Here is a 14,118-nt window from a genome sequence, read left to right on the forward strand (position 1 = left end):
AAGGATAGATGACGGGCGGAGGCTATGCGCCGAAATTCCCATCTAACACTATTAAGAAATCTATTTCTTACAGAAATTTAAGCATCCTGAAAAGCCAGTTAAAAATCCCTGTATTCTACGAGCCGCTTAGTTAATTGGTAACGAGGCGAGGGTCTTATGCTAAATTCTGTTTTGACCGTTTTGGCTGGCATCCTTTTCGAACTCGGATATCTGTGGTCCTCAATTCCTTTGGATCCTGAACGTGTATTGGCCATTTTAACCAACAATGCCCAATACTTAACCCCTGTCTGCGTTGCCGCGCTTAGGTTTCTGTACAGAGATCACGATAGCTCTCGAGAACAAATAGCACCGGTTTTGAACGCGAGGCCAGGTTCCATGTATTGCATCCAGCGGACGGCACGCGCGCTCCCAGGTTTGGACGATATGTTGGTCGATCGGCTCTTCCTTCTTACCCAAGGCGCCCGAAGTGGCAGAAGTCCAGTTCGGCACTCAACCGCCAAGATCACAGCCAGAAGTGGACAATAAATGTCGAATTCCAAGGGTGATGCATCGTCTGTGCTGGCCAGATTTAGCGAAAGGTTCGGCCTGGTCCAAAAGTACGTCATTACAATCCCACCTGCAAACAACAGAACTCGTCCAATCAATCAAACGTCTGGTGCGGGTCAGATCAGTTATTCCAAGGCGAAAAAGGAGCAAAATATGTCGTTGGACATTTCTAAGTTGAGTGAAATCAAAGGACTTTTGGGGGCGTGTCTCGTCGATCATGATACCGGCCTTGTGCTGGGCACCGAAGGTGGCTCAAAGTTTGATCTTGAAACTGCAGGCGCTGCAAATGTTGAAGTCGTCCGTGCCAAACTTCAGGCAATCGAAGCACTGAAGCTTAACGATACCATCGAAGACATTCTGATCACGCTTGGTAAACAGTATCATCTGGTCCGCCCGCTGGACAAAAACCCAAACATCTTTGTGTATGTCGCATTAGAGAAGAAGACCGCCAATCTTGGTCTTGCCCGGCTTCAGGTGAAAGCCGTTGAAGAAACGTTGAGCCTCTAGTCTGCAACGATTTGCCAAATGGACTTAGCCATCTCGCTATGGCTGGGTTCAACTACGGCGCTTTCCAAGCTGCAGCAAGCGGGTCCAACAGCAAAGTCGGAGGAATTGAAGTGAAAATACTCGTCGCAGAAGACGACAAAAAAACCGCCAACTTTGTCAATTCTGGACTTAGATCAAACGGCTTTAGTGTGGAGTGGTACGAAGATGGTCGGGATGCCCTGTCATATTGCTTGTACAATGAATGTGACGCCATAGTCCTAGACCGCATGCTACCAGGAATGGATGGTCTTTCCGTTCTCAAGGCACTTAGGGCCGCGAAAAAACAGACGCCGGTTCTGTTTCTTACATCAATAGGAGACGTTCAGGACAGAGTAGAAGGTCTGACCGAAGGTGCAGATGACTACCTGGTAAAACCTTTTCATTTTTCAGAACTGCTGGCGCGTTTAAACAGCATTGTCAGGCGACATTCGTCCGATGCCTCGACAACCGAACTTCAAGTCCACGATCTCTCAATGGATCTACTCAGCAGGGTCGTGAAACGGCAAGATGTGACAATAGACTTGTTGCCACGTGAATTTGCGCTGTTGGAAGTTTTGATGCGTAATACTGGGCGAGTGGTGACACGGACCATGCTTCTGGAGCAAGTTTGGGACTATAATTTTGACCCTAATTCGACCGTGATTGAAACATACATCAGTCGTCTGAGGACGAAGATAGACAAGCCCTTCGAGACGTCGCTTCTGCACACGTCTCGAAACGTAGGATATAGCCTTCATGGGCCGCGCTAGCATTGTCTCAGGTGCTCCCTTCCAGACCGCTTGTTTCGCGGCATTGATTGTCTGGATCATCACCGCTGTTTTTGGATATGCAGCCTATCTGGCGCTGGAAGACAAGCTCCGCTCTGACCTCGAACTACAAATCCTCGATGAAGAGCTTTTGCTTCATGAGATATTGCGAGAAGGCGGCGCAGACGCAGTTCAGCGAGCAATTGAGCATTTGAATAACTCCAATCGAACCCAACTTCACGTAATCGCGCTGTTCGACCAAAGCGGTTCAGCTCTTGCCGGGTCAATCGCGAAAGTGCCTGATACTAACGGATGGCATGAGGTAGATCCAGATTTTGTTCAATTCGGCGGGACCGCCCCTATCTATATGCTTCATGCGTCTGAGTATATTGGGTATCGCACAGTAGTCGCGCTTAGCATGACATCGCTTAGTCAAGCTTTGACGACACTTTGGGAAGGATTATTGCTACTGACGCTTGCCACAACCATGACTGTTTTGGGTCTTGGCTACTACTTCAGCTCTCAAAACTACCGGAAACTAAAGTGGGTTGAGCGAACTCTCGAACAGCCTGTTAAAGCGAATAGCTCTATTCGTCTTCCGGTGTCGGTAACAGGCGATCAATTCGATAGGATTTTCCAGTTGGTTAACCGACGCCTCGACTGGATTTCGAGTTCACTGAATAGCACTCATGCTACCGCAGTCACAGTTGCCCGCGATTTGAAAGCACCATTAACCAATGGTTTTATCGCTTTGCAACAGGTTTACAGCGAAGTTGAGTATGGTGGCGACCCGCGATCCAGCCTCAATGAACTAGAGAGCAACCTAAAGCGCATTAGAATTGTCTTCGACACGATCCTCAAGGTCTCGCAAATTGAGGAAGGGACGCATCAAAACAGCTTTAAAACAGTGAACCTGAGCGCGCTCGTTGAGGGTGTTACTGAGGCGCTGTATCCAGTTGCCGTCGATGCAGGTAAGCACATCTCGGCGGACTACAACGCCGACACGATATTGATTCGAGGCGACGAAAACATGCTGCAGCAGCTGCTCGTCAACCTCGTGAACAACTCGCTCCGGTATTGCCCTTCCGGTTCATGGATCAGGATTTCCGTGACAGCCAGGCCTGATGTGATTGAGCTGGTTGTGACAGACAACGGTCCAGGGGTTCCGGAACCCCAAATTAGCAAGATTTTTAATGCGTTTTTCCGAGCAGGAGGCACAAAAAATGAAGATGGCAATGGGCTTGGCCTGTCGCTTGTAAAGGCCGTTGCCACACGCCACGGCGCAATAGTCACAGTGGAAAACAATGAACCGGGCCTGCGGGTGTGCGTGAGCTTTGGAAAGCCTCGCGTCGCGGTCTGAATAGGTGCGGATGAATGGTCCACTCATAATTCGAACCACCACTCGGACCTCTCAAACCAGAAAGCCCAACCTTTTGAACGGAAAAACAATGACGATGAAAGCAATGCTCCTAATGGCACTTTTGCCTGCGTCTGCGGCGATCGCAGACGAAACAGAATACCTATGCACGTCAGAAATCAATGGTGAAATCATTCAGATCTTTCAGGATGCTGACCGCTCAGAAGCTCGCCTGGTTGTGCAAAATACAGAAGGCGCAGCCTCCGTCGCACACGGGCTGGACGGAGTGACATTCATCCACATCAAGACCGATGAAGTTTGGACTTTGGCGCTACATTTTCCAACCATGACCTATGAGTTGTCCACGCATGGTGCCACATCGATCGAAGATCACGGACATTGCACAAAGCGTGGTTGAACAACACAGATAACTCAATGATCCAGGGGGTAGATCGCATTACCTTTCAAAAACGTAAGGTTGTTGAAAGCCAGATGGCAAGGACGCGTTGCAGAAGATGCCTTCAATGTTGGAACTGAAACCGAATACTCGACTGAGGAAGCACTCGTTACCCTCCTGAAGGGTGTCACCGGTACCGTGAAGACACGGACCACTCACTCACAAGCTTGCTTCCCTCAGTCAAAGCAGCGCTCCCCTCCACCCCCTCGGAAGGGAGCGCTGCAAGTTCACGGAAATCTAGGTTTCATTAACCGCCGTATCAGGCGAGCAACACCGCACATAAACTATTTTGACAGAGGTCGGGCATACTCAACCCCACGGAGATTGGGAGGAGTTGAAAGCACTGACATTTATGTGCTTCGCCGGGTCTGTATCATCAATGGTGCAGAATGTTTCCCCAAATTCCCCATTTTCCCGCCCATTTTCCCGCTAGAAACCCTAGGATCACACGGTTGACAGATCGGAATAGGTTTGTCGTTAGCCAAACCAAATGTGGTTGCCATTATAATCGGATGAAAGACAAATGAAGCGCTCAAACATTGTCTCTGGAGCAGCGTTTACGACAGCGTTGTATGCAGCTGTAGTAATACTTTTTTCAGTTGCGGCGTTGGCTTTTTTAACATTCGAAAGAGTTCGTGGCGACTTGCAACGTGAGATGGACTCGTTGTTGATCGACGAAATGCGTTTCATTCAGGAAATTCTGGACGATAACGACGATGATTCCGATGTTGTACAAGCGATCGATGACGCGACCCTCTGGTTGCCATTCGACACCAGTTTGATTGGCCTGTTCGATAGTCAAGGGACGCGTCTGGCAGGTAACATCGACGAATACCCGTCCTTTCGGGGCTGGGGAGAAATCAAAGATGATGGCATAGATCTCGGCGGTGAAAAGCGCATCCACCGGGTAAATGTGCAAACCTACCGTGGATTTGTAATTGTGGTTGGTCGCGATCTTGCATTCGTAAAGAGCACGCTTCAGTCGCTGGCGTGGTCCTTGGTAGCAATCGGGTTAGGAGCAACCGTGTGCACGCTTTTGGTTGGCTATGTCTCCAGTATAAGAACATATCGCAAGCTCGATCAGATGGCGAAAACGCTCAACAAAGTATCAAGAGGTGAGACCAAAGCGCGACTTTCGGTCGGTAAGAACAACGATCAGATAGACAGGGTTGCACGGCTAATGAACGGCCATCTCGACAACCTAACAGCTTTGATGACCACAACTCGATCAACAGCAGCATCCATTGCACATGATCTAAAGAATCCACTCACTCATGCTTACATCGCACTTCAAGAAGCGAGAGATTCATTACAATCCAAAGGCCAACCCCTGGAGCCTATCGACAAAATTCAATCTGAACTTGATCGTCTCAAATGGACCTTCGAAACAGTTCTGCGGATCAACCGTATCGAAGAAGCTGATAGTCCCAAAGCATTCAGCTATCTGGATTTGAACAGACTGGGCCGGGAAACTGTTGAGACCATGATTCCTCTTGCGGAGGTTAAGAGCCAAAGTCTCAGTTTTGTGGAGAACCGTTCAGGGCGTGTATTGATCGAAGGCGATCAAGGTATGCTAAAACAACTTTGTGCAAACCTATTGCAGAACTCAATCGATCACTGTCCGCTGGGCTCCAGAGTTCGCCTTCTTATTGAACAACAAGACGACACCGTTACACTTTCAGTGGTTGATGATGGCCATGGCGTTCCTGAAGACACACTGAGTAAACTTTTTGTTCCTTTCTATAAACTTGAAAGCGAACGAAATAGTGTCGGGAATGGTTTGGGACTGGCGTTGGTGAAGGCTATCGCAGATCATCATTCGGCGCCCTTAACGGCAACAAACAGTTTACCCGGATTGACGGTTTCTGTTCGCTTCGACGTCGCGTAGCAACGGATCAAGTATTGTTTCAGCGTCAGGTTTTGGTGGCTTTGCACTCCTACATCTAACGGAGCAAGCACAAGCTTAGCGGCTTAATTCGAACTGGTTCGGCCCACTTAGCAGATGAGGTGGATGGCTCCTGCTCCACCGGCATCGAACGTGCCAAAATGCAGTTGCCATAGAATGCTAGGAAAGGAGCCATCCAATGACAGTAAAGACCGTGGGCCTGGATTTGGCCAAGGACGTTCTTCAAGTTCACGGCGGTTCAGCCACTGGTCGCAAGATTATCAACAAGAAGAACAGACGCGCGAAGCTGCTCGACTTCTTTGAGACGCTACCGCGCTGTGTGTTTGGCACGGAGACCTGTGGTTCGCCCATCACTTGGGCCGTGAATTGCGCAAGCTCGGCTATGATGTGCGCCTGATGCCCGCCGCCTATGTCAACACCACGTAAAGCGCGGCAAGACCGATGCTGCCAATGCCGAAGCGATCTGCGAAGCCGTGCACCGCCCGACGATGGGCTTTGTCGAGATCAAATCCGAAGATCAGCAGGCGGTGCTGGCAATTCATCGGGCGTGAGATCTGGTTGTCCGCCAGCGCACTCAGGTCGTGAACATGATCCGTAGCATTTTACGTGAGTATGGTCGCATCCTGCCGACCGGCATTGAGGCTGTATCCAAGTTATTCGGGGAACACGGCACCGAGGAGTAGTTGGAAATGCCCAAGATCGCGGACGGCATTCTTGGCGTGACGTGTCATCAACTGAACGGGCTCAATGCGCAGGTTGATGGGCTTACCAAACTGATCGAACAGCACGCCTGGTTAGATGCCGATGCGCGACGTCTGATGAGAGTGCCGGGGATCGGCCCGATCACGGCTTCGGCCATCGTTGCCACCATTGGCGAGGTAAAACAATTTCAGACCCTATTGCCCTGACAGACGAAGCTTCCGCAGCGCCGGCAGAAACTTGTTCTGTCGATCCACTGCACCCGTTGCAGCCATGCCGATACAGTATTTCGAACAGCGCTTGGTCGGGTGTAGATGCAACCCGCGCAGTATTTTATCAGCGATACCGTTACCGCGGGCTGATTTGGTCTCGATGATGAACAGGTCGGGTTGGACCGCGCGAGAAACTTCACCAGCGTCAAAATGAAGACTGGTGTCGATGGTCATCCGCTCTCCACCCTCTTTGGCAACTAAAGTGATACGCTCATATTGCATTGCGATTACCGGTTGCAGCAATTTTCTGAAACCTTCCGAGTAGATATCGCGATAGTTTTCTTCGATAAATTCGACAGCTTGATGGTTGAGCGGGTTGGCAGGATCATTGACCTTCAATCGTCGTTTTACGGTGACTTTGCGCCTGTCTTTCAGCTTAACCTCAAGATAGCTGAACCCGGCGTCCACGTACTCTCGCACCCGAACTTTGCAGCGTTTACGACGCCCCTGATGGTGGTCATAATAACCGCGCAACTCATTGTCGTCATAATACCTAGTTGCATATGTGAAGGCACGCTTGCCGTCTATTTCCAAGACATCAAAGTGCTCGGAAAAACGTTCCAGAGCCGGCCTAAAAGCTTCGGCAGGCAGAATGTATTTGTTGTCCAATCGTTCGAGCATGGCCGCTTTGCTGTTAAGTTCTGCAAGTCCAATTGCTGCGAAACTCGTGAGCGTTTTTGCGATGTTGGTATCCATGGCGGTTTCCCTTGATTGCAGGTTCAGCTTTTGCGGAAAAACACGTTTATGCGGGCCATGTCGTTGATGTAATCGAGCGCTGTGATTTGATAGGACATCACGTCCACTCCCAATCGCTCGGACAGGTCCGCACGCATTTCCTCGGGATCTGACAGTGCATGCGCGTCGATCTTGTCCAGCGTGATCTTGACGCCATCGGCCGACTGCAGAATGCGTGGATGGTCAAGCGCCCAGGCACCCAGTAGCACCAGCGTGACAATCACACCGACAAAAGCCAGCTCGGTACCGTGAATTGAGCAGATGACGGCGATAGCGATAGAGCCGAAGAAATAGGTGATTTCGACCTTTGAGATTTGTTCCGACCGCAGCGTGAACAGTGCCAGAATGGCGAACAAGCCAAATCCAGCCGCCAGGCTAAATTCAACCGATGACAAAACGGTCAGCACACCGAAGGCAAAGACATTGAATAGCGAAGCGGCGGTCACCAGCTCCTTGTCTCGGTACCGGCGGTAATACAAACCAAACACTAGGACCATCATCGCAACGATGTTGATAGCAAAGCGAATAGGGGTTTCGGGGACGAGAGTTGATTCAAGCATATACTTTGATCCCTGTTGTGAACCCTCACGGGGCACTTGATGGATCAAGTTTTGCCTGGGGCGCCTGAACCCCTCCTGATTGGCAAATTGACTGCGTGTTACAGTTTTATGAAAGTTTCATGACACGGGCGCTTTTTGGAAAGACCGTAATAAAAGCAAGCACACCCATCGGTAGATGAGAGACTGTTTGATGAATGCCAACATGCCAAACGGATCAACCGCCAATTTCAGCCATGGTCGCTTGGACCACATAATATCGCTGGGCATTGGGTGGATGAGTCCCCAAAAAGCGATCACCTGGATCAGGGACCCGAGTAAAATACAATGCGCCCTTCAGTGGATCATAACCGGCGTTATGAGCAATGATCGTACCCAGCTTATCAGCCTCGAGTTCGAAGTTTTTAGAGTAGCTACGCCCCCCGACAAAAGCTCCGATATCTTGCGCTGTGGCAATATCGTTCGGACCAGTCCCCGCGAGCGTCGCGAGGCTTCCCAATAGCACAGCACCGGCCGCCGCATTTTGGGCCTGTCGCGCCAAATGCCCCTGAACGTGATGAGCGGCCTCGTGCGCCAAAACAAATGCAAGCTCATCTGTATTGTTCACATCCCGTATCAGCGCTTGCGTCATCGTAAGAACGGGGCGTCCCGTCTTGTCCAAACTCTGATATGCATTTGAGGGTGCGTTTTTATCTGGATCTATCCGGATCAGAAAATCGCAGTTCACCCCTTGAGTGCGACGGCGACATTCACGCTCTGCGACGGGTTCGATCCGGGCTGCGACCTGTCGGAATCGCGCTTGTGCCTGCTGAGGGTTTATAGGAGCGCTTGCGCGAGTTGGCTGAGGGATTGGTGCCGACGGCGGGGTAGTGGTTGATATACATCCCGACAGCATCAGAATTACCAGAGCAGGCAACACTCGCCTCATGAACAGACCTTTCAATCGACATCTGGGACCGTAATTGAGACCTTGCCCAACACAAATGTAAAGTGCCCTGTTGGCATAGATAGGCTTGCGGCATTCTCTTGCGCAGAATTGGCAATAATAGTCTTTCTTTGAATTCAATTGAAGCCCGAGATTAGTCCATAACCGGCGCAGCGACATTCAGCTGGTACAATTCGCAGGCCACTTCCTTAGTGGTCGATCCCCGAGCCAAACCACTTGGCCATTGTTCAAGTCATACGATAGCCGACGTTCCTGAGTGTCACGATCCGCTGACCTTCTGCACCGATTTTGCGCCTGAGGCGCCCGACATAGACATCGACAACATTGGTCAATGGATCTTCATTCATGCCCCAAACCGAATTCAGAATCCGCTCTCTGGATAGCACGCGCCCAACATTGGTCAGAAACAGAAGAAGCAGGTCACGCTCTTTCTTGGACAACTGGATTTCCTGACCTTCGACGGAGACCTGAAGTGAACGCCTGTCAAATGTAAGCGTTCCGCAAGTAATCACTGTGTCGTTGAGATCGTTGGCATAGCTGTTGGCGCGGCGATGCAGCGCTTCAACCCGCGCAATCAGTTCATCAAAGTCGAACGGCTTGGGAAGATAGTCATCTGCGCCAATCCTCAGCCCTTCGACTCTTTCCTCGGGGCTGTCCAATGCGGTCAGCATCAGGATCGGGATCTTTGATTTCCTCGCGCGTAACTTGCGACAAACATCTTGCCCCTGAATCCCCGGTAACATCAGGTCCAGTAAAATGATGTCATAGTTGCTGGCGGCCACGTGCTCCAACGCATCTTCGCCACTTGGCGCATGATCAACAGACCAGCCTTCAGCAGACAATCCGCGGCGGATAAAATCAGCTACACGCGATTCATCCTCGACAAGTAAAATATTCATAGTACGCCTCAATTATCTCTCTGTTCAAAACCCCGAGGCTGCGTGCGATCTTACCGGCTGCGCAACTAGCTTATGAAGCAGATTGGCAATCATTAACCCGTTTCTCGCAGCACATCGGTTTGAACAACTTTCATCCGAGGTGATTTGGGCAGGGTTATGGTGATCATTAGCCCGCCTTCCTGGCGATCTTGAAGGTCAACTGTCCCACCATGAGCCTCTACAATCGACTTCACAACCGGAAGCCCGAGACCGCTGCCTTCGATCCCCTGTCCCGAAGCGTTCGACCCCCGAAAAAACCGGTCGAATGCTTGGGACTTTTCCGCCGCGCTAAGGCCGGGACCGTCATCTTCGATAGTGATCTTGCAAGACGCGAGCCCTTCTTCCAACATCGCGCCTATCGTTGGTCCACCATATCGCCGCGCATTCTGCAGCAATGCAAGCACCGACTGGCGAAGCCGAACTTCGTCGACCGACGCTACTACCTTACTTTCCGGAGTTTCGACCTGAACCGGATCGGGGAACATCGCCACTGCATCGCGCAGTATTTTTCGTAGATCCGTTTCCTTACGATCCAGTCTGAGTTGGCCCGCCTCAAATCGAGCGACGGTTAGCATGTCATCAACGATTTGGTTTGTGTGCTTTGCAGAATCTCGAATACGGGCAAGTGAATCTGAAGCGTCCTCTGACAGCGTTTCTGATGTCCGTAGAGTGACATCAGCCTCGCCAAGGATGATTGCCAAAGGCGTTCGCAACTCATGGCTGATATCGGCCATCAAACGCTTGCGGTTCTCTTCGCCGGTCTCAAGCTTGTCGATAAGTTGCTGAAGCTCAAAGGTTCTGGCGGCAACGGTATCTTCCAGTTGCCTCTTTTGCTCGGCGCGGCTGGCTTCGCGAGCAGCCAAACCTTCGGCCATGCTATTCAGAACGGTTCCCAGCTCTCTGAACTCTTGGCTGCCACCCAAGCTTACTGGCTTGGAATAATCGGCGCCACGCAGGTGTCCAATGCCGTCTGCAAGTCGTGTAAGTGGTTTTCTGATCTGGCGGTTGAAAGACACGAGCGCCACAAGCAAAACGCCAATTGCGGCCAGAACGATCAAGTAAACTAATCGTTCATTCCACTTTCTGAATGCTGATGCTTCGCTCAATACCTCGTCGACTTCCTCGGCCTCTTCATCAAGGGCAGCCTGGATTTTTTGATCGAGTTCATCATCAATGTCACCGTCCAGCAAGGCAGCCAAGCGTTCAATCCGGACAAATGTCTCGATACGGCTACCATTGGCTGAAAGGTTCGCGATGGCGGCATTGACGGATTCAATATCATCCTCGATCTCATCAAGTAGTTCGAGTTCCTCGATTTCCTCGTCGCCCACCATCAGGATTTCACGTGCGATCGTAGTTCGGATTGAATCTAATGTCGTGTCAATTTTTGCCTGCAGCTCTGCTTCGCTAATACCATCGTCCCGATCCCCGATCAAAAGTGCGTCGCCGTGTTGCTTGAACAGACGGTATAGGTCCGCCTCCAGCCTCAGATGCAAGCCATAGGACTCTTGAGCCAGAGAGATCCGGGCATCCCACCACCGAGATTTTTCAAGGCTGTAAAGGGTAAGACCCGCAAGTCCGCCGAGAAACCCGACCAAAACAGCGGCGTAAATCCCGAACAGAGTAGATGAACGCATATCAGACGTCCTTTAAGCTTTGTTTCATATCGGGCAAGGCGACTTCTTCGACCAGTATGATGGTGGCCGATGATAACTTCCGGAGCGTATCAAGCAATTTGGCATGGTCATGCTGACATGACGCCCACCTGATAGATGCGATTACCACAATTTCAGCGTTGCCAAGGACTGCGCGCACGAGATCAATTCGCAGTGTTTGGCAGGGCAATAGCCCGTTCCCATTTTCTGCTAGCCGCTGATCAAGGCCACGATCTGCCAAAAGCAGCTCAGTTAATCCAAAGGACGTCATAACCTCAGTTATGTTCTGATCACTTGGTCTTTTAAGGCACATCAGACTTGCCGATCGACGCAAACTGCCCTGAAGCCCAATGTGATCGTCCCCGACAAAGGCAACTTTTGGTGCTTTCTCTTGTCCACCATAAAGAACCGCGATGCCTTCATTTGTATCGAGCCCAGCAATATTTCGCGCGATACTGACAGCATATCTCCCTGTTAACGTTGACGTCGAACAAGACCGGGCGTCGAGCGAGACGGGCGTACCTTCAAATTCCCCGGTAACATTAACTCCAAGGGGTTTGCCCTGGCTTGAAACCGTTCGAACTATTTTAGGTTCCGAAAGCAGCCTTTCAGCCTTTGCACGCGCCACACTCCAGGCGCAGTATTGATCCCACGCGCCTGCGAGATTCTGCAATGGAAGGGCAATCAACGCCAAAACCGATAGGCTGGCCGCAACCGTCGCCGGGGCAATACCGAATTGGCTTGCCTGCCAGAGCATCAACAGACCGGACAGCGCCACACCTAGTTGCAGCACCGCTTGAAGACTGGTGGTTCTGCCACGGCGCGCCAACGCGTCTTTACGCAGCGATGCGCCCTGTTTGTCGAGCTTGCGCAGTTCGCGATCGGTTCGTCCCATCAGGTCCAGTTCGGGCGCGATTGCAATACGTTCGATCATGGATATCGCGATATTGGCGCGATTGTGACGCAACTTTTGATGCCGCCGCCCAAGGTGCCAAGCCAGCAGTCCCATGATAAGCAGTGCGCCGCTGAGCGAGGCAATACCTGTAATCGCGAGCGCAGGGTCAAGAAAATAGAGAATGATTACGGCTCCGGGAAGCACAAGCGCGGCTGACAACACATCAGGCAATCCACGACCAAACCAAAGGCGCGCCGCAGACAAGTCGCCAACAAACCTTAGTGACAATGCGCCGACGCGACGTTCTTCATGACGGGATTTGGGAAGACGGGCGATTTGCCTGTACAGCATGTGACGCAATGAAATTGCGTAGCTTTGGCCAAGCGCCTCTGCGCGATAGCGAGACAAAAGCAGACACGCCGCAGCAACCCCACCAGATATCGCCAGTTGCAACACAGTATTCAATGCAAGGGCTTCACCCGCGTGAAGCGCCGAAAAGGCATCCCGCGTGGCGAACGCTGCAAGCGCCAGTGCAATAGCCTGCACGATACCGCAGGACACCACGAGGACCGCATCAATGATGCGGTCCCGTGTGGCCAATCTGGGGAGGGGGTTCATGCGGCCACATCTTCCGGTACGCGTCGCATCAGCGGCGCAACATGTTTGGCGATAGTCGCTGGCGACCAAAGGTCTTCGCGCGACAAAATCGGGCGGCTGGTTACTTCTGCGGCTTCGGTGGCGGCCAATGGGGAACAACTGACCATTCCGGATATTGCAAACGGGTTGAGCCCTTCTTTTTCAAGAACGGTCACGCCACCCAGCGCGCTCAGTGCATCAGGTGCAGCGAACAGGATACCGTCCAACCGATCCCGTATGCGCGAGGAGCGCAAGATGGCCCGCGTTTCCTGCTGAAACACACCATCGGCGATCTCAACCACCACGATTTCGGCACCACGCGATGCTGCTGTTGCAACCAACGTATCAAAGCCGGCTTCAATCGTTTCAAGTGGCATCCGATATGTTGTGGCCATTCCGACATCCGTAAAGTCGAGCGCCGGAGCGCCCCCGTCCTCGAAGCTGTTGAAATCGCCAAAGGCTCCGGTCCCGGTCGCCTTGACACCTGCGACGGAGTAACCCGAACGCATAAGGCCATGACCAAGGCTTGATGCTGCTGTTGTTTTCCCAGAATTCATTGAAGCCCCGAAAACGCCAATGACCGTGACTTGCTCATTGTTCGGCAGGGAAGGTAGGGCATAGTCGGACACATTAATCACGCGACCAGAAGCATTGGTCAAAAGGCCGATAGGCTTCAACCGTGTTGGATCATCCATGCGTGTATGCGCTGCATCGACTCGGCCAGCAACACCGCCACCTGCGACCAGATCGATAAGATCATCATCAATCACCGCACTGGCAAGAAACTGATCCGGTGCGTAGCGGTCGCCCAGACAAAGCACGACGTAATCGCCGGGATAGCTGACCGAAGCACGACGCTCGGCCAATTGGATTTTCTTGTGATGACCGATCTCGGCGATCTCACAAAGGATTAAGTCCCCTGCTTTTGCGGTGCCCATCTGGGTGGTTTGTCCGCGCACATCGGACCGGGTTACTCTGCGGGTGGTAAATGCCCATTTTGCGATTTCGCAAGCGACAGGAGTGGTTAGGTGAAACTTTGTCATGCTTAGCTCCGTGACTGGCTGTTCAATGTAATCGTTTTGCCAGTGCGACGTGAGAAGAATTGCAAAGTGGAATGAAGGGTTGGCATGCAGTCAAATGAACGTCAAATGAACGCGCTTAGTTGGAGCAATGTTTATATGCTGCGCATACTCAGGCAAATTGAATACCCGATTGCTCACACGCACG

Annotated in this window: 14 protein-coding genes; 7 read left to right on the plus strand and 7 right to left on the minus strand. The window is 51.6% G+C overall.

Annotation, left to right across the window (positions count from 1 at the left end; all coding sequences use genetic code 11):
• Nucleotides 1-525: 525 nt before the first annotated feature.
• From BLU89_RS18445 to BLU89_RS18475, 7 genes are all read left to right on the plus strand, one after another.
• Nucleotides 526-1,053, plus strand: coding sequence for a roadblock/LC7 domain-containing protein (locus BLU89_RS18445; protein ID WP_218129432.1), 528 nt, complete (start codon nt 526-528; stop codon nt 1,051-1,053).
• A gap of 110 nt (nt 1,054-1,163) precedes the next feature.
• Nucleotides 1,164-1,841 carry a response regulator gene (locus BLU89_RS18450; RefSeq protein ID WP_074738912.1) on the plus strand — a complete coding sequence of 226 codons (678 nt, stop codon included), beginning with the start codon at nt 1,164-1,166 and terminating at the stop codon, nt 1,839-1,841.
• The gene (locus BLU89_RS18455) at nt 1,828-3,198 is read left to right on the plus strand and encodes a sensor histidine kinase (protein WP_074738782.1); all 1,371 of its coding nucleotides are present in this window, start codon (nt 1,828-1,830) and stop codon (nt 3,196-3,198) included. Before BLU89_RS18450 ends, BLU89_RS18455 begins: the two co-directional genes overlap by 14 nt.
• Before the next feature lie 88 nt (nt 3,199-3,286).
• Nucleotides 3,287-3,613 carry a hypothetical protein gene (locus tag BLU89_RS18460; RefSeq protein ID WP_074738784.1) on the plus strand — a complete coding sequence of 109 codons (327 nt, stop codon included), beginning with the start codon at nt 3,287-3,289 and terminating at the stop codon, nt 3,611-3,613.
• A 562-nt stretch (nt 3,614-4,175) separates the two neighbouring features.
• Complete coding sequence (locus tag BLU89_RS18465; protein WP_083347801.1) at nt 4,176-5,540, plus strand: sensor histidine kinase; 1,365 nt, start codon at nt 4,176-4,178, stop codon at nt 5,538-5,540.
• Nucleotides 5,541-5,736: 196 nt separating this feature from the next.
• Nucleotides 5,737-5,955, plus strand: coding sequence for a hypothetical protein (locus BLU89_RS18470; protein WP_074738788.1), 219 nt, complete (start codon nt 5,737-5,739; stop codon nt 5,953-5,955).
• Nucleotides 5,956-6,247: 292 nt separating this feature from the next.
• Nucleotides 6,248-6,466 carry a transposase gene (locus tag BLU89_RS18475; protein ID WP_074738790.1) on the plus strand — a complete coding sequence of 73 codons (219 nt, stop codon included), beginning with the start codon at nt 6,248-6,250 and terminating at the stop codon, nt 6,464-6,466.
• Here BLU89_RS18475 and BLU89_RS18480 read toward each other — a convergent pair.
• The 7 genes from BLU89_RS18480 to BLU89_RS18510 all read right to left on the minus strand — a co-directional run bounded on the left by BLU89_RS18480 (nt 6,455) and on the right by BLU89_RS18510 (nt 13,934).
• Nucleotides 6,455-7,225, minus strand: a complete 771-nt coding sequence (locus BLU89_RS18480; protein ID WP_074738792.1) for a polyphosphate polymerase domain-containing protein — start codon at nt 7,223-7,225, stop codon at nt 6,455-6,457. The two genes, BLU89_RS18475 and BLU89_RS18480, sit on opposite strands and share 12 nt — an antisense overlap.
• Before the next feature lie 23 nt (nt 7,226-7,248).
• The gene (locus tag BLU89_RS18485; RefSeq protein WP_143030614.1) at nt 7,249-7,824 is read right to left on the minus strand and encodes a DUF4956 domain-containing protein; all 576 of its coding nucleotides are present in this window, start codon (nt 7,822-7,824) and stop codon (nt 7,249-7,251) included.
• Nucleotides 7,825-8,038: 214 nt separating this feature from the next.
• The gene (locus BLU89_RS18490; protein WP_342722343.1) at nt 8,039-8,926 is read right to left on the minus strand and encodes a M48 family metalloprotease; all 888 of its coding nucleotides are present in this window, start codon (nt 8,924-8,926) and stop codon (nt 8,039-8,041) included.
• Nucleotides 8,927-8,994: 68 nt separating this feature from the next.
• Nucleotides 8,995-9,666, minus strand: a complete 672-nt coding sequence (locus BLU89_RS18495) for a response regulator transcription factor (protein ID WP_074738796.1) — start codon at nt 9,664-9,666, stop codon at nt 8,995-8,997.
• A 92-nt stretch (nt 9,667-9,758) separates the two neighbouring features.
• Entirely contained in the window at nt 9,759-11,342 is a 1,584-nt protein-coding gene (locus BLU89_RS18500) for a sensor histidine kinase (RefSeq protein WP_074738798.1), read from the minus strand.
• A 1-nt stretch (nt 11,343) separates the two neighbouring features.
• On the minus strand, nt 11,344-12,873 hold the full coding sequence (locus BLU89_RS18505) for an ABC transporter transmembrane domain-containing protein (RefSeq protein WP_074738800.1): 1,530 nt from the start codon (nt 12,871-12,873) through the stop codon (nt 11,344-11,346).
• Nucleotides 12,870-13,934 (minus strand): hypothetical protein, encoded by a 1,065-nt coding sequence (locus BLU89_RS18510; protein WP_074738802.1) that lies wholly within the window; start codon nt 13,932-13,934, stop codon nt 12,870-12,872. Before BLU89_RS18510 ends, BLU89_RS18505 begins: the two co-directional genes overlap by 4 nt.
• Nucleotides 13,935-14,118: the final 184 nt, after the last annotated feature.

It is taken from the genome of Ruegeria halocynthiae (genome assembly GCF_900106805.1).
GTDB lineage: Bacteria > Pseudomonadota > Alphaproteobacteria > Rhodobacterales > Rhodobacteraceae > Ruegeria > Ruegeria halocynthiae.